This is a genomic window from Bremerella sp. P1 (genome assembly GCF_028748185.1).
Classification (GTDB): domain Bacteria; phylum Planctomycetota; class Planctomycetia; order Pirellulales; family Pirellulaceae; genus Bremerella.
Genome location: NZ_CP118164.1, coordinates 106632 through 126773, shown reverse-complemented (window position 1 = coordinate 126773; position 20142 = coordinate 106632). Strand labels below are relative to the sequence as shown.

The 20142-nt window shown below is 55.7% G+C and carries 16 protein-coding genes; 11 read left to right on the top strand and 5 right to left on the bottom strand.

The features are described 5' to 3' along the window. The first annotated feature begins 35 nt into the window (after positions 1-35). The 5 genes from PSR63_RS00540 (at position 36) to PSR63_RS00520 (ending at position 8009) form a co-directional block, all read left to right on the top strand. Positions 36-1757 carry a methyl-accepting chemotaxis protein gene (locus PSR63_RS00540; protein ID WP_274329811.1) on the top strand — a complete coding sequence of 574 codons (1722 nt, stop codon included), beginning with the start codon at positions 36-38 and terminating at the stop codon, positions 1755-1757. A 97-nt stretch (positions 1758-1854) separates the two neighbouring features. Continuing rightward, complete coding sequence (locus PSR63_RS00535) at positions 1855-2682, top strand: CheR family methyltransferase (RefSeq protein WP_274329809.1); 828 nt, start codon at positions 1855-1857, stop codon at positions 2680-2682. Between the two features lie 57 nt (positions 2683-2739). Next, complete coding sequence (locus tag PSR63_RS00530; protein WP_274329807.1) at positions 2740-5727, top strand: chemotaxis protein CheA; 2988 nt, start codon at positions 2740-2742, stop codon at positions 5725-5727. A gap of 11 nt (positions 5728-5738) precedes the next feature. Further along, positions 5739-6347 (top strand): chemotaxis protein CheC, encoded by a 609-nt coding sequence (locus PSR63_RS00525; protein ID WP_274329805.1) that lies wholly within the window; start codon positions 5739-5741, stop codon positions 6345-6347. 129 nt (positions 6348-6476) lie between these two features. Then, the gene (locus PSR63_RS00520; protein ID WP_274329804.1) at positions 6477-8009 is read left to right on the top strand and encodes an AarF/UbiB family protein; all 1533 of its coding nucleotides are present in this window, start codon (positions 6477-6479) and stop codon (positions 8007-8009) included. On the opposite strand, the gene PSR63_RS00515 is transcribed toward PSR63_RS00520, so the two are convergent. The 3 genes from PSR63_RS00515 to PSR63_RS00505 form a co-directional block, all read right to left on the bottom strand. Beyond that, positions 8010-8324 carry a polyhydroxyalkanoic acid system family protein gene (locus tag PSR63_RS00515; RefSeq protein WP_274329803.1) on the bottom strand — a complete coding sequence of 105 codons (315 nt, stop codon included), beginning with the start codon at positions 8322-8324 and terminating at the stop codon, positions 8010-8012. Between the two features lie 106 nt (positions 8325-8430). Then, entirely contained in the window at positions 8431-8640 is a 210-nt protein-coding gene (locus tag PSR63_RS00510) for a hypothetical protein (protein ID WP_274329801.1), read from the bottom strand. Positions 8641-8812: 172 nt separating this feature from the next. Further along, positions 8813-9529: a (5-formylfuran-3-yl)methyl phosphate synthase gene (locus PSR63_RS00505; RefSeq protein WP_274329800.1), complete on the bottom strand. Its 717-nt coding sequence runs from the start codon at positions 9527-9529 to the stop codon at positions 8813-8815. A gap of 288 nt (positions 9530-9817) precedes the next feature. Here PSR63_RS00505 and PSR63_RS00500 point away from each other — a divergent pair, with 288 nt between their 5' ends. From PSR63_RS00500 to PSR63_RS00490, 3 genes are all read left to right on the top strand, one after another. Continuing rightward, entirely contained in the window at positions 9818-11467 is a 1650-nt protein-coding gene (locus tag PSR63_RS00500; RefSeq protein ID WP_274329799.1) for a sodium:proton antiporter, read from the top strand. 145 nt (positions 11468-11612) lie between these two features. Then, positions 11613-12794: a ribonuclease D gene (locus PSR63_RS00495; RefSeq protein WP_274329797.1), complete on the top strand. Its 1182-nt coding sequence runs from the start codon at positions 11613-11615 to the stop codon at positions 12792-12794. A gap of 77 nt (positions 12795-12871) precedes the next feature. Further along, on the top strand, positions 12872-13849 hold the full coding sequence (locus tag PSR63_RS00490) for an SMP-30/gluconolactonase/LRE family protein (protein ID WP_274329795.1): 978 nt from the start codon (positions 12872-12874) through the stop codon (positions 13847-13849). A 6-nt stretch (positions 13850-13855) separates the two neighbouring features. Here the strand turns inward: PSR63_RS00490 and PSR63_RS00485 are convergent, their stop codons facing one another. Further along, the gene (locus tag PSR63_RS00485) at positions 13856-16117 is read right to left on the bottom strand and encodes a hypothetical protein (RefSeq protein WP_274329793.1); all 2262 of its coding nucleotides are present in this window, start codon (positions 16115-16117) and stop codon (positions 13856-13858) included. A 166-nt stretch (positions 16118-16283) separates the two neighbouring features. Here PSR63_RS00485 and PSR63_RS00480 point away from each other — a divergent pair, with 166 nt between their 5' ends. Next, a complete protein-coding gene (locus PSR63_RS00480; RefSeq protein WP_274329792.1) occupies positions 16284-16610 on the top strand; it encodes a tetratricopeptide repeat protein in 327 nt (108 codons plus the stop codon). 126 nt (positions 16611-16736) lie between these two features. Beyond that, positions 16737-18812, top strand: coding sequence for an excinuclease ABC subunit UvrB (gene uvrB, locus PSR63_RS00475; protein WP_274329790.1), 2076 nt, complete (start codon positions 16737-16739; stop codon positions 18810-18812). Positions 18813-18995: 183 nt separating this feature from the next. Here the strand turns inward: uvrB and PSR63_RS00470 are convergent, their stop codons facing one another. After that, positions 18996-19610: a nitroreductase family protein gene (locus PSR63_RS00470; RefSeq protein WP_274329788.1), complete on the bottom strand. Its 615-nt coding sequence runs from the start codon at positions 19608-19610 to the stop codon at positions 18996-18998. Positions 19611-19748: 138 nt separating this feature from the next. Between PSR63_RS00470 and PSR63_RS00465 the strand changes: the two genes are divergently transcribed. Then, entirely contained in the window at positions 19749-20129 is a 381-nt protein-coding gene (locus PSR63_RS00465) for a hypothetical protein (protein ID WP_274329786.1), read from the top strand. The last annotated feature ends 13 nt before the right edge of the window (positions 20130-20142 follow it).

Genomic DNA, 20142 nt, shown 5'->3' with positions numbered 1-20142 from the left:
CTTACATGACTATTAAATCACCGAGTTATAAAACCATGACCGCAAATAAAACGTCTCAGGCCAACGAAAACGTACAAGACCTTCGCAACGAGCTTTCGGTAGCGAAAGCCATGAGCGAAAACTCGCCCATCAATATCATGATGGCCGACAAGAACCTGACCATCACGTACGTCAATCCAGCCAGCTTGGATACGCTGCGAGAACTCGCTTCTCACCTGCCTTGCAAGCCAGAAGCTGTCATTGGCCAGTCGATCGACATCTTCCACAAGGATCCGGCTTACCAACGCCGAATTCTCAGCAACCCACAAAACCTTCCGGTTCGGACCAACATCGAACTCGGTGATCAAACCGCCGACCTGTTGGTTTCGGCCACCTACGACGAAGCCGGCGAATACCTCGGCCCAATGGTTACCTGGGAAGTCGTTACCGAAAAGCGTCGCCTGGAAGCTTCGGCTGCCGAAAAGACGGCCATCGTCGAAAACGCACCGATCAATATTCTCCTGGCTGATCTGAACGGCACGATCACCTACATGAACCCAGCTTCGGAAAAGACGCTACGTAGCATCGAGCACATCTTGCCGGTTCCTGTCGCCAAGATCGTCGGTGCTTCGTACGACATCTTCCATAAGAACCCGGCGCACCAGCGTCGCCTGTTGGGCGACCCAAGCAATCTGCCGGTTAACACCCAGATTGAACTGGAAGGGGAATACCTCGATCTGCAGGCCAGTGCCATCTACGACAAGGACGGTAATTACACCGGCCCGATGGTTGCCTGGTCGCTGGTTACCGATCAGGTCAAGGCAAAGCAGGCCGAAGAAGAACGTGCCGAGCGTGAACGTGCCGAACAGGCCGAACTTCGTGCCAACGTCGATCAGATTCTGGCTGTCGTTCAAGCTGCCGCTGAAGGTGACTTGACCCAGCGTGTTGATCTGAACCGCGACGACGCGATTGGCAAGTTGGCCGAAGGGATCGATCGCATGATCTCCGATCTGCGTGACATCATCAGCCAGGTTGTCGACAGCGGCATGCAGTTCGCTGAGGGTGCTTCGGTGATCGCTGAAAACTCGCAGAACCTGGCCACGGGTGCTCAAACTCAGAGTGCTTCGGTCGAAGAAATGAGTGCTTCGATTGAAGAACTGACCCGCAGCATCGACTCGGTCAAGGACAACGCCGGTGAAGCCAACCGGATGGCTGGCGACACCAGCACGATGGCTGAAGAAGGTGGCAACGCCGTTCAGAAGTCGATCGAAGCCATGGAACTGATCAAGACTTCCTCGGAACAGATCAGCGAAATCATTCAGGTGATTTCGGAAATCGCCAGCCAGACCAACCTGTTGGCACTCAACGCAGCGATCGAAGCTGCCCGTGCCGGCGAGCATGGCTTAGGCTTTGCGGTTGTGGCCGACGAAGTTCGTAAGCTGGCCGAACGTTCCAGCGAAGCAGCTAAGGAGATTTCCTCGCTGATTAAGGAATCGACCCAACGCGTCCAAGATGGTTCCACCCTGAGTGCCCAAACCGGTGCTGCTCTGGAAAAGATCATCGCTGGCGTCAGCTCGACGGCCGACAAGATCTCGGAAATCGCTACCGCGACCGTCGAACAGGCTCAGAACGCCAACGAAGTTGCTGGTGCCATCCAGCAGGTTTCGGGCGTCACCGAGCAGTCGGCAGCCGCCTCGGAAGAAATGGCTTCCAGCAGCGAAGAATTGGGTGCTCAGGCTACCATGCTTCGCGAATTGGTCAGCCGCTTCCGTATCTAAGCGAGCAGGCAAACACGGTCACTCATCTCGCGGCCTGGTGCCGCGAGATGAGCTGACACCGTTTTGGGCAGAAACGATTGACTAAGGAATACAACGCATGACCTCACTAGCCGCTACCGCACAAGTCACCGACGACCAGATGCGGCGTTATGCCAAGATGATCTACGACGTGGCTGGCATCGAGATTTCACCCTCTAAGAAACAACTGCTTTCCAATCGAATTCGCCGTCGATTGAAAGAGTCGGGAATTGCCGACTTCGAGCAGTACTACAACTTTCTGAAGAAGCTTCCGATCTCGCACGCCGAGTGGGACGGGTTTCTGCAGGAAGTGACCACCCACGAAACGTACCTGTTTCGTGATGATTCGAACTGGAAGTGGCTTCGAGGAACCTACCTGCCGGAGCTTCAGAAGGCCGGTAAGAACTCGCTGCGAGTCTGGTCGGCCGCATGTAGCACAGGCGACGAAGCGTATTCGATCGCGACGTGCGTATCGGACGCGATTCGTAATCCTTCCGCTTGGCGCGTCCAGATCCTGGGAACCGACATTGGTGTTGGTGCCGTGAAAGACGCCCAGGAAGCAAAATTCAATGAACGGGCAATGCGTTTGGTCCCCGACGACTTGAAACGTCGCTACTTCAGCCAACTGGGCGGAGCTGCCATCTGGGAACCCAACGCAAAGCTTCGTGCGATGACGAAGTTTCGCCAGCACAACCTGTTGGATCGACTCTCCGAGTCGCCATTTGATCTCGTGTTTTTGAAGAACGTATTGATCTACTTCAATGCCGACTCCAAGAAGCGAGTGATGCAGAATGTAGAACAAGTCATGAAGCCAGGTAGCTACTTAGTTGCCGGCGCAGCTGAAGGAATCAGCGACCTGATGGGTGGTTTCGAACGAATTCATCCTTGGCTCTATCTGCGTAAATAGCAGCTAAAAGAGTAATGGACGTCGCAAAACCTGGTTTTGCAAGTTTGGGGCAGGAATATGAACAACAGCACAGAGATGCGAGACGATTGCTCGGACGATTTGTTGGCTGATTTCCTTGATGAATCGACCCAACTGATCGAACGAATCAACGAACGCCTGATGGAGTTAGAGCAGTGGGTGCAGGAAGAAGCCGGCTCTGGCGTTGCCATCGACGAGGCTTTGTTGAACGACATGTTTCGTTCGGCACATAGCATCAAGGGACTTTCCGCGATGCTTGGCCTGCCCCGTATCAACGGATTGACCCATAACATCGAGAATGTTTTCGACGCTGCCCGACGAGGTCAATTGTCGATCGAAAATCATGTCGTCGGCGTTGTGTATGCATCCGTGGATCGCTTGAGTGAACTGATCGACCACCTTCGTGACACGCAGTCCGATGATCTGGACTGCGATCCGCAAATTGCGGCGATCACCGAGGTGTTAATCGCAGGCGGAGCCCTGAAGGAGCAAGGTGCCCAAGGAGACGTCGACGATGCGTTTGGCGATCCTGGTCCCTCTGCGGAAGCCGAGCCAACACCATTGACTGAGGAAGAATCCATCGTGGAACCAGCCAAGGAATCGCCAGTAGCCGATCCGTTTGACTGCACGGAAATGTTTGCCGAGGTTCAGGACGAGGCGGAAGTCCCGGCCAAGTACCTGGCGATCTTCCTCGATGAAACCGAGTTGTCACTCGACGAGATGGCCGACCTGTTGCTCGACTCAGATCTTTCGACGCAGCAGGAATCGGTTCGTACGCTCATGTGCACGTCGCATCGAATCAAGGGTTCCGCGGCTTCGATCGGGCTGAATCGACCAGCTAAGCTGGCTCACATGATGGAAGACGTTTTGCAGCGTCACCGCGATGCGGGAAAGAATCTGGATCCGTTTCTGGTTGATGCCCTGCTGGGGTGTGCCGATGCCCTGCGAGTGTACTTGAAGGGGCTACGGGATGGTGAGACGGTTGAAGTCGATTTTGCTTCGTGTGCCAGCGAACTTTTGGCCGTCGAGGCGGAATGTCTTTCCGGTGTCGACTCCGTCGAGGAAGCAGTCGTCGAAGAAGAAGCACCAAGTGATCAACCGCGAACGCTGGATCAGCAAGAACTACAGCAGTTGGCAGCCGACCACTTAGACGACGATGCTACGCGTCTGCTGTTAATCCATGTGGAACTGGCGAGCAATGTCCCCCTTGTCGGTCTCAAGGCCCAACTGCTTTGCGAAAAACTGGCCCGACAAGGCACCGTCCTGCTGACGAATCCACCGCGTAACGAACTCGATAACATTAGCGAGCTTTCCGATATCGTTATCGGCCTGGTCACGAAGCTGGACGATCATGCGGTCCACAGCATTGTGAATGTCTCTGGTGTCGAAAAAGTCAGTCTTTCCCAGCTTGAACGCGATCTGGCCATCGTCCCCAAGGCTGCTAAAGAGACCAAGGAAGAACCGCCGGCGGAATCACCAAACGTGGAAGCACCAAAGGTGGAAACGAAAACGGAAAGCGTCGCTCCCCCGGTTGTGAAACAGGAAGCGGCTCCTGCCAAGGTTGCGGAAGCGAAGAAGCCTGAAGCCAAGCCCGCAGCGGCCAAGTCTGCGGATGCAAATCATGCCAAACCAGCCGAAACGCTGCGTGTTGATATCGAGCGTCTCGACCAATTGATGAACCTGGCGGGGCAGTTGGTGATTAGCAAAGCCCGCTTCAATCAATTGGGTGAAAACCTGCGAGATGCCGTTCCGCACAAACAATGTCAGCAGTGGCTCGATTCCACCGATATGATGTGCCAAAAGCTGCTGGGCGGCAACGACGGCGATAAAGGCAAGAAAGAATCGAAGGAACTGGCTGAGGTTCACGCTCAGGTTCGCAAGATTCAACAGAACCTTGCCGCCATCACGAAAGAGATGCGGCGAATGGACTCCATTCGCACCGGTATGACCAGCTTCTTTGATGCTGTTCACCAGTTGGATCGTGTGACCGATGGCATCCAGAAGACGATCATGGATACCCGCATGGTTCCGATCGGTCCTCTGTTTGGACGTTTCCGCCGCGTGGTACGAGACATCTCGCGAACCAACGGCAAAGAGATCACGCTGGAAATCAACGGTGAGAAGACCGAACTCGATAAACGCATGATCGATGAGTTGGGGGATCCGCTGATCCACATGGTCCGCAACTCGGCTGACCACGGCGTTGAATCACCTGAGGATCGCGTTGCTGCTGGGAAACCTCAGTGCGGTACCATCACGCTCAACGCGTTCCATCGTGGCAACAGCATCGTGATTCAGGTCATCGATGATGGCCGCGGACTTAGCCGTGAAAAGATCGCCAAGAAGGCCATTGAAAAAGGCTTGGTGACGCAGATCGATCTCGATCGGATGACCGACCAGCAGATCTACCAATTAATCTGGGTACCTGGTTTCAGCACGGCCGAGGCTATCACCGAAATCTCTGGTCGTGGCATGGGCATGGATATCGTCCGCGCCAAGATCGAATCGATCAACGGTGTTGTCGAAGTCGACAGCACGTATGGCGAAGGAACGGTCTTTACCATCAAGTTGCCGTTGACCATGGCCATTCTGCCGAGCCTCATGGCCCGGATCGATGGCGACCTGTTCTCGATTCCGGTCGAGTCGATCGTCGAGATCGTTTGCTTCCGACGGGATGAACTGCGAACGGTTCATGGCAAGGAAACGGCCATGGTTCGTGGACGTCCTGTTTCGGTGGTCGAACTACACAATACGTTCCGCTGGAATCAGCCAACACATCGGACTGATTCGCAAGGGGACGTCACCATGATCATCATTCGCAACGACAGCCGCGAGATGGGGCTGGTCGTGGATGGGATCCTGGGCGAAGAGGATGTCGTCGTGAAGTCGCTTGCCGAGAATTATCACAATATCGAAGGCATCGCCGGCGCTTGCGTGCTGGGCAACGGACGTGTTGCTCTCATCCTCGACCCCGCTGCCGTGATTGATCTGGCTGTCCGTAGCCAGGCGGAAACAACTCTTTGTTAGGACCCTGCCCCATGGATATGATCACTACCCCTAATGACAATCAACAGCTTAAAGTGCTTCAGAAAGTACTGGGGGCCGCGACTGACGAAGCATCGCAGGCGATGAGTGTCTGGACCGGTGGGAAGATCTCGTTGACGCTGGATTGCATTCGCGAAATCCCACTGGAAGAGGTGACCCAGGAATTTGATCTGGGGATGGATCTGCTGACGATGGTCGTCCTGACGATCGAGGGAGAGATCGGAGGAACGATGATCCTCACGTTCGACGAAGAAAACGGTCGACGGCTGGCGGCTACGTTGTTCAAACAGGAAGTTTCAATCGATCCTGAGTGGTCGGAACTAGAACGCTCGGCCTTGAATGAAACCGGCAACATCCTCGGTTGTGCCTATTTCAACGCGATTGCTCGCCTGGTGGATTGCGAGTTTGTTCCTTCGCCACCAACATTCCTGCAAGACTACGGCGTCTGTGTCCTCGAGCAGGCTTTGATGCAACAGGCACAAGAGACGATGGACGTATTGATCTGCCAAACCACATTCCTACAAGGCAGTGAAAAGCTGAACTGGAACATCTTGTTCGTTCCAGATCCCAAGATGCGAGCAACGCTGAACGCAGCCACATAGTTGTCGGCAATACCCACATAATCGGAATAGTCCTCTGCCAGTTCACGAGGGTGAGAGGCCTGGTCGATGAAGTTGATGGGGCCTCGTTGGAAGGCTCCTGCTTCTCGAGGATGAATGTGGGGCCCTGCTATGCCAGTCGAGTCGATTCGCCGTACCTGGAACTACGCTCAAATTGCCAAAGACTCGGTTAAAGCTCGTTGGACGAACGACGAGAAGGCCAAGCAGGCGGCTCAAAAGCTAGTTGCCCAGCGTTTGGGCAAGATGCGAGGGCTACCTCAGAAGGTCGGCCAGATGATGGCCTTCTCTGCTGATCCATCCAAGCAAGATGCTTTCGGAGATCTTTACGAGTCAGCCGACCCCCTTCCCTGGTCGACCATGCGGCCCATCTTGCAAGCTGCCTGGGAGGTCGATCCGGAGACGCTGTTTCAAGAGATTGATCCCAACGGTAAGGCTGCATCGCTCGGGCAAGTGCATGCCGCCACGATGCAGGATAGCCGAAAGCTGGCGATCAAGATTCAATACCCAGGCATTCACGATGCGGTGATGGCCGACCTGTCAGCGATTGGTTGGCTGTCCAAGCCGTTTGGTGATCTGGCAGGCGGGTTCGACCGAGAAGGATATCGCCACACGATCCTCGAAGGACTGAAGACCGAACTCGATTACCGCCAGGAAGCAGACGCTCAACTGGCTTTTGCCAATGGGCCTGGTCAAAGTCCATGGGTCATGGTCCCACAGGTAGATCGAGAACTGTCCAGCGAGAATGTTCTCGTCTCAGAGTGGATCGACGGTGATACCTGGCAAGAAGTTCAGTCGCATTGGCCTCAGGAAGCAAAGTCGGAACTGGGGCGTCGCTTGCTGTTCTGGTTTCTTGAAAGCCTCTTTGACCATGGGCAATTGCATGCGGACTTGCATCCGGGCAACGTGCGATTCTTGAGAACGCCCGACGGACCCAAGATCGTTCTGTATGACTTTGGTTCCGTGTACCAGATGAGTTCGGATGAGCGGCTGACGCTATTGCGATTCATTCAAGCAACGAGCGATCAAAGCGAAGCTCCCCTTCCCTTCTTGGTCGCATTGGGGTTTCGTCACGACTTGCTCGAACCGTTGGCTGCTCGCTTGCCTGCATTGAGTCGCGTGCTGCTGGAACCGTTTTGTGTCGAGCATCCTTATGACACGAAGCAGTGGCGATTGAGCGAGCGTTTAAATGACTTGCTCGGGAACGAGCGAATGAACTTCCGCATCGCTGGGGCACCCAAGCTGGTTTACTTGCTGCGGTCATTCCACGCGATGATCACCTATCTCGGGGGACTCGATGCCAAGATACTTTGGTGCCGAGCGCAGCAAATTCATGTTTGGAAGCACCGTCAGGCGATGGAACAATTGGTGCTGCCGTCGTTGCCCACGCAAGACTACCAGACGTTGGCAAAGCATTTGAAAGTACAAGTGCTGCGAGACGGTCAGTTGAAGGCCAGTGTCACGCTGGCAGCCGCTGCGATCGATCGCCTGGAGAAGTTTCTCGACGACGAGACGTTGCGGCGAATCGACGAAGAACGAATCGATCTGGTAGAAATCGTGAGGGACGTCCGCCGAAAAGGGTACGTCCCAGGGAATGTCTTTGAGTTGACTGACCCTCAACGCGAGGTAAAGGTCTGGCTTGAGTAACTAGGCCGGATGGCTCAAGCACTTTTCAAGCTCTTCTCGGATCGAGCTTTCGATACGGCCTTTGAAGAGCATCGCGGCAAATGGGAGGTCGCCGTGTACGAGAACCGTGTTCGGGTTCACGTCCATCTCGCCCTTGATAACCAGGCCGGCCGTCTTGAATGAGAACTGCATCACGTCGTCTTCGGTCCAGGTTTGTTCCATGTCTTTGATCTGTCCCTCGAAACGACCTCGCAGGTGTTCCAGCAGAGTCTTGACGCGATTAGCGGCCTCTTCTTGACTAAGGGGATGGGGTACTTCAACCTTGAAGCCAGGCATGATGTATCTCTTCGTTAAAGAAGTCCGGATGCGATATTACTAGTCCAATCTTCGTTAAATGGACCAGGAATGCAAGCCGTGGAAAAAGAGACCCCCAGGTACCCGCTTACTCTTCGGCCTTAACAGTGTCGTCGTAAGAGCGACGATCTTCGGGGTGCCACAAGGGGAGTCCATCAGCAAGACGACGAGCCAAGATATCTAACTTTTCATTCGATCCGGGAAGAGCGCCAGTTGGATCAAATCGGTTCGACTCCACTTTCTCCGGTTCGTAATCCCAAATACCTAGGCGAATCGCGTCGAGAACGGAACTTGGCACGGTCGATTTCTCCTTGCAAGGCAAGCGAAGCGCGAAATATGAATCTTCGATCTGCTTTACGCTAATTTTGAAGCACAGATCGACCCGCCAGTATCGAAACCAAAAATGCAAAAGTCAAGCAACTTGTCGGGACTTTTGAGGTAACTGCTCCGCCAGTGGGGGCTAGGAATGTTTACCTGCGAGAAAGAACTTCTCCAGTGTCGACTTTAAGGGCGTCGTCCAATTGCCTTCGAAAAGATTGCAGTAAATCCGCAGCGACTTTGGCCGTTCGATCACGATGACAAACGGCGCCCCTTACTGCCACGATGTCTGGTTGAATTTGTGCCACTGACAACAAGTGGTGGGATCGGAGCGAGCCAGCGAGCGCAAAATGAAGGCCTGCTTGATGCAGCCGCAGTTGTAAATTCTTTAAGGACATTGTGGACATGTGGTTGAAAACCGACCCTGCCGCTTTGTCGAAAGTATCGACCAAGAAAGTTTGGCAATTCAGTTGAAGGGCCATGTCCAGTACGTCCTCCCAAGGTGGCGATTCCGCCAGGTGCGCGTCGGCATAGTGCACTGCCACGCGCTGAACACCGCGAGGAAGCTGCTCGAATAGAGCGGATAGATCGTCTCGCCAAGAAGCATTGTGGCGACACCCGGCAAGGCCGACCTTCACACTGTCAGTCTCTTGAGGCACCAGCTCGACCGAACCGGCCGTCGGCAGTTCTCCCAGGGCCAGGCTAACCCGAGTTCGCGTATGCCACTGGCCCACTACCGATCGCCAAATGGCCGGCGATGTGGCTCCCAGAGAGCCCAGGTGAGGTTCCTTGAGGTCAATGAGATCGACACCCATTTGGCCTGCAAGATTGGCTTCTTCAACACTGCGAACGCTGACCAGTAAATGCATGCAATTAGTGGTTTCTTGAGGAATTAAAGATTTGGTCGACAAAAGACGTAAATCGGCAAATCGGGCTGTTTAACGGAATGAACCGCATATCCGCGATAATCCGTATCGGGTACCCGCCAGCGGGCCACCTTGGCACGAAAACCTCGCTCTGATAGCCTAAATCGCTTCAGCATAACCTAACGTTTGGCACACATACTATGCCTGCAAATCGGCTTTGTTTAGTCCGATTGCTTCCGTGGGCGATGGTAAATCGTGAAACACCTTCCCTGGGCAAAAAGGTGACCAAAGATGGGTCAAGCTGGAATCACATCGACGGACATTAACGGGATTCTCGGAGGACACCAGACGGTGGGCGATCATCACTCAGGCGGCTCAGGTTCGGACAAACCTTTGCTGATCGGCATCGTTGTTATTCTCGTTGCATACGCTGTGGCATCGGTTGCCGGTTGGACGGTTTCGCCGAAAGCTGCCGCCGATTCGCACGCTGCTGCTGAGGCCCATCACGACGCGGCCCATGCTCAGGATCATGCTGATGAACACGCGGACCCCCACGCAGCCGCAGGGCATGGTGGTGGGCATGGTGGTGGGCATGGCAGTCATCCATTGCCTCATACCTGGGCTGTTGCCCCTTTCGTGCTACTGCTGGGTGCGATCGCCGTGCTTCCCCTATTGAAGTTCACCGAACACTGGTGGGAAAGCAATACGAATCGATTGATCGTCGCAGCAGGCCTGGCACTGGTTACCTTGGCTTACTACATGACGATCTACGAGGGCGCAAGTTTAAGTGCCGCCTGGCATCGCATCGATCACGCCATTCTCGGCGAATACATTCCGTTTATCGTGCTGCTGTTTTCGCTCTACGTGATCTCTGGCGGTATCCGAATTTCCGGCGACTTGAAGGCCCACCCCACAACCAATGCCACGTTTATGCTGGTTGGCGGTCTATTGGCCAGCTTCATCGGTACCACTGGTGCGGCCATGCTTTTGATTCGCCCGCTGCTAGAAACCAATAAAGAACGTCGCTACCGTCAACATACGGTTGTCTTCTTTATCTTCGTGGTCTGCAACTGTGGTGGCTGCTTGCTGCCGATCGGCGATCCGCCGTTGTTCCTGGGGTACCTGCAAGGGGTGAACTTCCTTTGGACGATGACCGCCTTGTGGCAACCATGGCTGCTGACCAATGCCTTGCTGTTGATTCTGTACGTGTTGGTCGACAAGTTCTACTACTACCCGAAAGAAGGTGCCGAAGACGTTCTGCGTGACGAAGTGCGTACCACTCCACTCCAGATTCGTGGTCTTTGGCCAAATGCCTTGCTCCTGTTGGGCGTGATCTTCTCGGTGGCTCTGCTCGACCCAACCAAGCCGCTGCCAGGCATCGGTTGGTATCCGTTTGTCTACCTCCGCGAGATCGTTCAGTTGGCTTTGGTCGGCTTGAGCTTGTGGCTGGGAAGCAAACAGGTTCGCGAAGAGAATCGCTTCAACTACCACGCGATCGTCGAAGTGGCCGCCCTGTTTGTCGGTATCTTTATCTGCATGCAGCCTGCATTGGAGATCTTGAACGAACAAGGTCCCAGCCTGGGAATTGACACGCCGATGAAGTTCTACTGGATTACCGGTGGACTCTCCTCGATCTTGGATAATGCCCCAACGTATCTGGTCTTCTTCAAGACCGCGTTCCCGAACATGGATGCGGACATGCTGCATGCCGCCTTGGCCGATACGACGGGCAAGTCCCACTTCGAGCTGGTCGCGATCAGCTTGGGGGCGGTCTTCATGGGAGCGATGACCTACATCGGCAACGGTCCGAACTTCATGGTCCGTGCCATCGCGGAAGAGAGCGGAGTCAAGATGCCAAGCTTCTTCGGCTACGTCATCTTCTTCAGCATTCCGATCTTGTTGCCTATTTTGGCGATCGTCTCGCTGGTCTTCCTCCTCTAGAGGCCAGCCTCACGGACAGTTTTCGCCGCATCGGGCAGTTTCACCCTTTGCGGCCCGGGAAAGTTTATCCGATACTAGTTAGCGGTAACTGCGGGGACTGGACCGCGTAGTCTCGAACTTCCCACGGATGATAAGCGATACGACGGTGGACTACTCCTACGTCCGTCACGACCGTGACTTACAATCTCTTTGCCAACAACTGGCTGCCGACAAGCACATCTTCTTCGATACCGAGTTTATTTCGGAGGATGTGTACCTGCCCGACTTGTGTCTGATTCAAGTGGCAAGCAAGTCGGGGCTGGCTGTTATCGACCCTAAGGGGATGATCGATCTGAGCCCCTTTTGGGATCTGATCACCAGTGATGATGTCACCGTGGTGGCGCATGCGGCTCGGGAAGAGTTCCTGTTCTGTTTTCGTGCGACCGGCAAATGGCCGACTCGGTTGTTTGATACTCAGGTTGCCGCTGGACTGATTGGGATGGAGTTTCCGATCTCGCTGGGGAACCTCATCACCCGCCAACTGGGCGAACGGCTTCCCAAGGGAGAGACGCGTACCAATTGGCGTGGTCGTCCTCTTTCCAAGCAGCAGATCGAATACGCCCTGAACGACGTCATCTATCTCGACCAGATCTTTCAGCAACTGGCCGAAGAGCTCGAGAATCTGGGCCGCACCAGTTGGATGGAAGCCGAGATGAACCGCTTTCAGACCATCTGGGAAGAGTATTCGACGCGGCCGGGATGGCGAAGTGTGTCCGGGATTGGCAACTTGAATCGTCGGTCGCTGGCCATCGTTCGCGAGATCTGGACTTGGCGAGATCATCATGCGAAGGCGCAGAATGTACCGCCCCGTCGAATCTTGCGTGATGACTTGATGGTCGAGCTTTCCAAACGCAAGTCTGCCAAGGTCTCGCAGATCAAAGCATTGCGGGGAATGAACCGCCGCGACCTCGATCCGTACATCGATGACCTTGCCGATTGTGTTCGCCGAGCGATCGACCTGCCCGATGCCGACTGCCCCACCAATCATCGGGGTACGGCCAATTCGCAGTACACCGTGCTGGGGCAATTTCTCAGTGCAGCCCTGGGAAGCATCTGCCGCGAGGCCCGCATCGCCCCCAGTTTAGCCTGCACAATTCAAGACGTTCGTGATTTAGTGGCCTATCATTTAGATAAGTCCGGAGAGCTTCCGCCGCTGGCTAAAGGGTGGCGGGCTGAAGTGATCGGTCGAACGATTGAAGACCTGTTGGATGGATCGTTGGTCGTCAAAATTGGTGACCCACGTGCCGACGAGCCTCTGGCATTCGAGCGGCATTCTGATCAGGCTTAAGGTAGCGGAAGACTTCAACGGACGAAGCATGTGGGACAAGGATGGTCTTACCAGTTCTCCTCCAGCTTCTCCTCGATATGATCTCCCATACGGTATCACGAACGATTCCCTTGCTAACGCTGGCTGGCTGCCTGGTATGGGGCGGAGTTGCCCACGCCGAGGAAGTGACCGCACCAACGGCATCGCCCTGCGAGCTTTTCGCAACTGGCTTTGCTGGCCTGACCGCGATGTGCTGTGACGGTCAAGGAAACGTCCTGGCAACCAACTATCGGCACCTTGGTTCGGTAGGCAAGATCAGTGAAGTCGACGGCGCTGCCCTGCTCTTCGATGCTCCGATGCCTGCCGCTGAGCAAGTAGAACCCACTTCCCTCGTTGGTATCGCGCTCGATGATGATCAGCGGATCCTCGTGCTTGACTCCCAGTTGGGACGCGTCCTGCGTTACATGCCGGAGTCCAAGGTCGTGACCACAATTGCTGATCGAATCCAGGGACGTCGATTCGACTCGTTATTCGCCATCGATATTGGTCCGGGTGGGAACATCTATTTCTCAGAACCGGAACAAGCCGCCGGTGAAGATGCGACAGGCTCACTCTACCGGTTCGATGTTCTGACGAATCGCCCAGTGCTGCTGGTCGATGGCCTCCATCAACCTACCGGCATCTGCCTGAGCTCGAACGGGAAGTCGCTGTTCGTAGCCGAGTCGGGACGCGGTCAAATTTCCGTCTATGGAATCAATCAGCAAGACGGCTCGGTCGAGAAGGTCGCTGCCTACTTTTTAAACTTGCTGTTGGATGTCGACGATGCGAAAGAGATCGGTCGTCTAGGCCACATCGCAATCGATCGCCGGAACTGGCTGTACGTCAGCCTATGGGATCGAGGAGAAGTCGTCGTGATCGATACCAGCAGCGGCAAGCTCGTCGAGGTGATCTCATGCCATAGCGACAGTGTCTTTGGTCTGACGTTGTGGCAAGATGCTTTGCTGATGTCGATTCCCGAAAAGGAGGCGATCTATCGATATGATCTTCGCCCCCTTATCGGTCGTCATGCCCCTTAGGGCCGCTTACTGATAGCGGCTGAATGGGGTTGGGCTCAGCGGTGCTGGCGTGCTACCGGCTGGGGCCTGAGCAGCTGGCGTCTGCGGCTGATACCGGGGAGCCGGCATCTGAGGCGAAGCCGTTTGGATGGTCGCCCCGTAGAAGTGGGTCGACTCTTCAATCGCCAGTCGTGTGGTTGGGTCGTCGCAGCGAACTTCGGCTCGGAAGGTATGGTTGCCTTCGCTACGTCCGCGGGCCTTCACCTTGACGGTGATCTCTTGGCCAGCGTTGACGGCTGGAATCGTGTTCAGCTGAACCACGTCGCCTTGGAGCGTTCCCTTGCCACCTTCGACCGAAACCGGCTCGATGCCGCTACCGAAGCTGACGGTGACCTTAACGCCACGAGCTTCCTTCGTACCGCGATTGTTTAAGGTGAACTCGTATTCGACTTCCTGACCAACCGGGATCGGGCCGGTCGGATCGTTCACAAGCAATTTCAAGTCAGCAACCGATTCGACGCGAGTGATCATTTCGTGACGGCTGGATAGCCCCTGATCGGCGTTGGCACTGACTTGCAGGATGTTGTTTCCTTCGACCATCAAGGTGCTTACCACTTGAAGTGGCTGCTGAGTGCCGGCTTCCAGTTTGGGCAAGTTCCAGGTCACGCGGCCTGATGCTTCGTCGAGCTTACCACCGTGCGAAGCCGAGACGAACTTCGCTCCGGTTGGAAGCTGGGCTTCAACCTGGATGCTGCTGGCCGGAGCGTTACCGGCATTGGCAACAACAACAACGTAATTTGCAGTCGTGGAGGCGTACTTGATGCCAGGGCCTTGAGCGCTGACAGCCAGCTCAGCACGACGTACCAGAACGTCGTGAGCGGCGGCGGCTCGCAGGCCATTGTCCGCAGCGGTTTCGGCTCGCAGCGCGAGCGTACCAGCCTGCTTGGCAGTCAGTTCCAGTTCGATGACTTTTTGATCGCCAGGGGCAATGGTTCCGATCGAATCGATGACGGTCGGGTTTTGCCCCTTCTTGATAGGCATGATCGTAATCGAGACGTTTTCGGCTGGGCCGGTACCGGTATTCTTAGCAATGACTTTGAAGATCTGCGAATCGCCAAACAGGATGTCCTGCGGGCCATCGATCACCATGTCGAGCTTTGGCTCGAGCACCGAGATCGGTGATTTAGCACTCAGCGGAGCGTAGGCGACTTCCAGGCCCAGTTCAAATGGACGCGTTTGCGTTGCCACCAATCCGAGGTCCAGCGAGCCTTCGCTGTGGGCAGGCAAAACAGGAATGTCCCATTGAATGGCCATCATGCCCGTCTGCGTTTGCACCTGGCGAGGCGAACCCAGGGTTCCTCGCAAGTCTTGCAATTGAATACCTTGCGGGAGCACCATTTGAATGGTGACCTGGCGAGCACTGGCATCGCCCATGTTTCGAGCATGAATCCGATAAGTCGATGGCTTACCGATGACTAGCGATTTCGGCCCGGTGGTATCCACGATCACAGCTGGGCTGTTAACCGCGAACAGTGTGGCATTGGTGTTGGTCGGTTGGGGACGCGGAGCAGGCGTTTCCACGGCGGAAAGCGTTTGACGTGGAATGGACGTTGGCTGCGGCGTAACTGCCTGCGGTTCCGGTTCGAGCGTGATCTGCTGCTTAGGCTCTTCTTTCGCAGCTGGTGGCGCGGAACCGATCGAGGCGGCTCCGTTGGCGGCCGGGGCTTCCGCTTCCGATGGCGTGGGCTGGTAGCGGTAAGGATTTACTTTCGGGGCCGCAGGCTTAGGCATCGGCGCTGCTTCCTGCTTGGCGGGCTCTTTCGGTGCCGGAGCTTCTAATTCAGGGGCTTCTTCAGGCTGCTCAGGCTGTTCGGGGTCATTGCCCAGCGAGACAGGGTTATCTCGGAAACGGCTCAGTGCTTCATCAAGCGAAGACGGCAGCCCTGCTGGTGGCGTGGTTGGAGCTTCGGTTTCTGCTTCGGCTGGTTCTTCCAGTTCGGTCGTGGCAACACGACGGCGGCTGGAAGGTTTCCCCGAATCTTCACCTGCCGTGAGACGCATGCCGGTATCGACCGGTGCGTTGATCCGGGCAGGCATAGGCTGCAGCGGCACGGAGCTTTCCGGCGCGGTAAATCGGCTGGGCGCAGGCGGAGAGAACTCGTGAACAACAGATTTCTTCGTCTCAGCAGAGACTTCCTGCTGAGGCATGAGACCTGAAATGACAACGTGGCCGAGGGCAGCGAGTACGATAAGTCCCGCGGTTCCCAGTATTGCGCTACGATGCATCATTGAATTTCCTGTCACCCATCAAAACAATATTTGGATTCCTATCTGGGTATCGGTCATTCCAAGATTAGTGGTTTAAAGAATTGTCCGGATTTCGGAGAATGGATGGTTTGGGTATCCTGTCCGGAATGTTCCAGTTCGACGTAATCCTTGTGAGAGCAATAACTTCGTGACAAATTCACGCAAACAGCAGATCCTCAACTTGTTGGAAAACGACCCCGACGACACCTTCCTGCGTTACGGCCTGGCAATGGAGCTGCGGAAGGAAGGCAGCCACGCTGAGGCCCGAACCGAATTCGAGAAGCTAATGCACGGCAAGCCCCCCTATGTGGCTGCTTGGTTCATGTGTGGCCAGATGCTGGCCGAGATGGGTGAAATCGAAGATTCGCGGACGGTTCTACGCGAAGGGATCGAAATTGCCCGCCAGCAAGGCGATGGGCATGCTGCCGGAGAAATGGGCGAGTTGCTGGCATCTTTGGGTAGCCTGGGTGAGTAATCCCCCAAGTCCGCCGCAGAATCGTTAGAATAGACGGATTCGGGGGAGATCATTTCCGCCAGCATGCTTACTTCGTAGGCAGCCAGCGGTCGCCGAGGCCAGTCGAGCAGAGAAAAGGAAGACGGAGTGGAATTCCAGCTAGCGTCCGAGTTTAAGCCCGCCGGAGATCAGCCTGCCGCGATCGAGGCCCTGACCGAGGGCATCAAGTCCGGCAAGAAGCACCAGTGTCTGCTCGGGGTGACCGGTTCCGGTAAGACGTTCACCATGGCGAACGTCATCCAGAACCTGCAGCGCCCGACGCTGGTGATCTCACACAACAAGACCCTGGCGGCGCAGCTCTACTCCGAATTCAAAGACTTCTTCCCCAACAACGCGGTCCACTATTTCGTCAGCTACTACGACTACTACCAGCCGGAAGCCTACATTCCTCAGCGGGACATCTATATCGAGAAAGACGCTTCGATCAACGACGAGATCGATCGCTTGCGTCTCGCTTCGACCAGTGCGTTGGTCAGCCGCCGCGACGTGATCATCGTGGCCAGTGTGTCCAGCATCTACGGCTTGGGCTCGCCGGACGACTACAAAAAGATGATGGTCAGCGTGCGCAAGGGACAGATCGTCGATCGCGACGAAATCCTTTCCCGCCTGGTCGATATCTTGTACGAGCGGAACGATGTCGGCTTTGAACGCTCGAAGTTCCGGGTCCGCGGCGATTGCCTGGAGATCTGGCCTTCCTACGAAGAGTTCGCCTACCGCATTGAACTGTGGGGAGACGAAGTCGAGCAGCTGGCGATCATCAATCCCACCACCGGCGAAATCATCAGCCAGCAAGATCAACTCTTCATCTACCCGGCCAAGCACTTTGTGATGCCCGAAGAACGGATTGAAAAGGCGGTGAAGAACATTCGCGCCGAGCTGAACGGTCGGCTGGAAGAATTGAAGCAGGCCGGCAAGTTGCTCGAAGCCCAGCGGCTCAATGCACGCACGCGGTTCGACCTCGAGATGATGCAGGAAGTCGGCTTCTGCCCGGGGATCGAAAACTACAGCCAGCCGCTGTCAGGCCGTCCCAAGGGAGCTCCGCCGAGCACGCTGTACGACTTCTTTCCCGATGACTTCCTGTTGTTCGTGGACGAATCGCATGTGACCGTTTCGCAGATCTCGGCCATGTATCACGGTGACCGCAGCCGCAAGATGAACCTGGTCGAGCACGGTTTTCGCCTGCCCAGCGCACTCGATAACCGGCCGATGAAGTTTGAGGAATGGGAAAACGTCCTGAACCAGACCGTCTTCGTTTCGGCGACCCCTTCCGATTACGAATTGCAGAAGACCACTGGCGAAGTGGTTGAGCAAATCATTCGACCCACCGGGCTGTTGGATCCAGTAGTGGAAGTCTGTCCCGCACGTGGTCAGGTACCGCATCTGTTGGAAGAGATCCGGGCTCGCGTCGCCGCCGGCGATCGAACGCTGGTAACGACGCTCACCAAGCGATTGGCCGAAGACCTCTCGCATTACTTCAACGAGCAAGGGGTCGCGTGTAAGTGGCTGCACAGCGAACTTGACGCGTTTGAGCGGGTGGAACTGCTGCGTGACCTGCGTGAAGGGAAGTTTGATGTCCTGGTCGGGGTGAACCTGCTTCGTGAAGGTCTCGACTTGCCAGAAGTCTCGCTGGTGGCCATTCTCGATGCCGACAAGGAAGGTTTTCTGCGTAGCGAAACGTCGCTCATACAAACCATCGGGCGATCGGCTCGTAACGTGAACGCCAAGGTGATCATGTACGCGGACAAGGTCACCGCGGCGATGCAAAGTGCCATCGACGAGACGGCTCGACGTCGTGAGATTCAGCAGGCCTACAACAAAGAGCACAACATCACGCCGGAGACGATCAAGAAGAACATCCGCCGTGGTATCGAATCGGAAGCGGACGCCCATCGCAAGGCGAACGAGGCGGTCGGCCGCAAGGATGACTCCGAGATCATCACGCAGGAATACATCAACGAACTGCAGACCGAAATGCTGGAAGCGGCCGAGAACCTTGAGTTCGAGCGGGCCGCTGCCATTCGCGATCGCATTACGAAGATGGAAGATTCGATCGGCAAAAAGAAGAGCGAAGTCGACGTCAAGGAAGGTGGCAAAGGTCGCAAGCGAGGCCGCCGCACTCGTGGCGGCGGCAAGATTCCTCGTCCCAAGAAGGGTGCTTCGTAGTCTGCAAGTTGTCTCAAGGGATGGGGTGGTCCAGAGAGTTATCTCTGGATCGGCGTAGCCGACAAGCGGCTAATGAATGGGCTTCGTCGCAGATAGAAACGTTCTATCTTGCTTACGCCTGATGGATGAGCCGCTTGTGCCTGCGGCACCCAGAGATTGCTCTCTGGGCCACCCAGCTTCTGCTTAACCTTCTTCTGAGAACTTGTCGTGGACGACCACATCGTCCAGTGACAACTGCCCTGGCTTACCCCAGGCGCCTTGCGTGGCCTGGCCGACGACGATCATCATGCCCAGCACGTGGTCTTCGGGCAGGTTGATGATCTCGGCGACCTTGTTCGGGTCGTAGCCCACCAACGCTCCGGTATCGTAACCCATGCTCTTGGCGGCCAGCATGATCGTCTGGGCGGCGATGCCCATCGATCGCATTGCTTCGTCACGCTGCAGTTGCGGTTGGTTGTCGTACAAGCCGACCAGCATCCCCACGAGCTTCTTGCCAACTTCCGGTGGCGAGTCCTTCCAGTACCGTTCCGGTTCCTTTTTGTAGGCATGCATGTCGGCGGTCAGCACGATCAAGAGGGATGCGTCGGCAACCTGAGCCTGGTTGTAGGCGGCCGCCTTCAGCTGTTCGCGTGTTTCCTTATCGCGAACCAGCACGAACCGCCAGTGCTGAATGTTGAACGAGGTGGGCGACTGAATCGCCGCTTCCATCAGCTTGGTGACTTCCTCGTCGGTTAGTTCGTGTTCGGGATGATAATGCTTGATCGACCGGCGGCCGTAAATGGCGTCGAAGGTATCCATGCCAGGGGTTCCGTGGGTCTATTTCAGGGTTCGAGTAGTGATTGTTCCCTCTCATTTTGGCCGGAATATGCCCATTCGACTACCCGGGCCGCGGATTCTCGCATGGGAAGTGGCCTCACGATCTGGTAGAAATTGCCCATGGAAAGAACCGATCAAGACAACCCGTTCCAGTCCCCCACCGAGGCCAGCGATCCGAGTATGTCGCTGGAAAGCGTCGTGCATCTTGCTCGGCTGGGGTGGTTACTGCCGCTAATCGGAAATGGGTTGTTCTTGGTGTTGCTGCTGACATCGATGTTGGCTATTCCGACCTCGATCAACTTCTTGGTGCTGATCGTTATCTTCTTGTCCCTAGCCGGTGGGATCATGTTCACCATCTATGGGATGTTCTGGTCACAAAGCTATCGTGCCCTGTGGCCGCATGTCTGGGGAGGGCTCGCGGTAAACTTTGTGTTAATGGCAATCATCGTCGGTGTGATACTCTTGATATTCCTTGCGGCTAGTACGCCGTACCCTGGATAGACCTGACGAGTTG

Coding starts and splice junctions, on each gene's coding strand:
- PSR63_RS00515 (WP_274329803.1), bottom strand. CDS start 8,324: ATGCCTGGCTTCAAGGTTGAAGTACCCCATCCCCTTAGTCAAGAAGAG.
- PSR63_RS00520 (WP_274329804.1), top strand. CDS start 6,477: ATGCCAGTCGAGTCGATTCGCCGTACCTGGAACTACGCTCAAATTGCC.
- PSR63_RS00490 (WP_274329795.1), top strand. CDS start 12,872: ATGATCTCCCATACGGTATCACGAACGATTCCCTTGCTAACGCTGGCT.
- PSR63_RS00540 (WP_274329811.1), top strand. CDS start 36: ATGACCGCAAATAAAACGTCTCAGGCCAACGAAAACGTACAAGACCTT.
- PSR63_RS00525 (WP_274329805.1), top strand. CDS start 5,739: ATGGATATGATCACTACCCCTAATGACAATCAACAGCTTAAAGTGCTT.
- PSR63_RS00500 (WP_274329799.1), top strand. CDS start 9,818: ATGGGTCAAGCTGGAATCACATCGACGGACATTAACGGGATTCTCGGA.
- PSR63_RS00485 (WP_274329793.1), bottom strand. CDS start 16,117: ATGATGCATCGTAGCGCAATACTGGGAACCGCGGGACTTATCGTACTC.
- PSR63_RS00535 (WP_274329809.1), top strand. CDS start 1,855: ATGACCTCACTAGCCGCTACCGCACAAGTCACCGACGACCAGATGCGG.
- PSR63_RS00470 (WP_274329788.1), bottom strand. CDS start 19,610: ATGGATACCTTCGACGCCATTTACGGCCGCCGGTCGATCAAGCATTAT.
- PSR63_RS00465 (WP_274329786.1), top strand. CDS start 19,749: ATGGAAAGAACCGATCAAGACAACCCGTTCCAGTCCCCCACCGAGGCC.
- PSR63_RS00530 (WP_274329807.1), top strand. CDS start 2,740: ATGAACAACAGCACAGAGATGCGAGACGATTGCTCGGACGATTTGTTG.
- PSR63_RS00505 (WP_274329800.1), bottom strand. CDS start 9,529: ATGCATTTACTGGTCAGCGTTCGCAGTGTTGAAGAAGCCAATCTTGCA.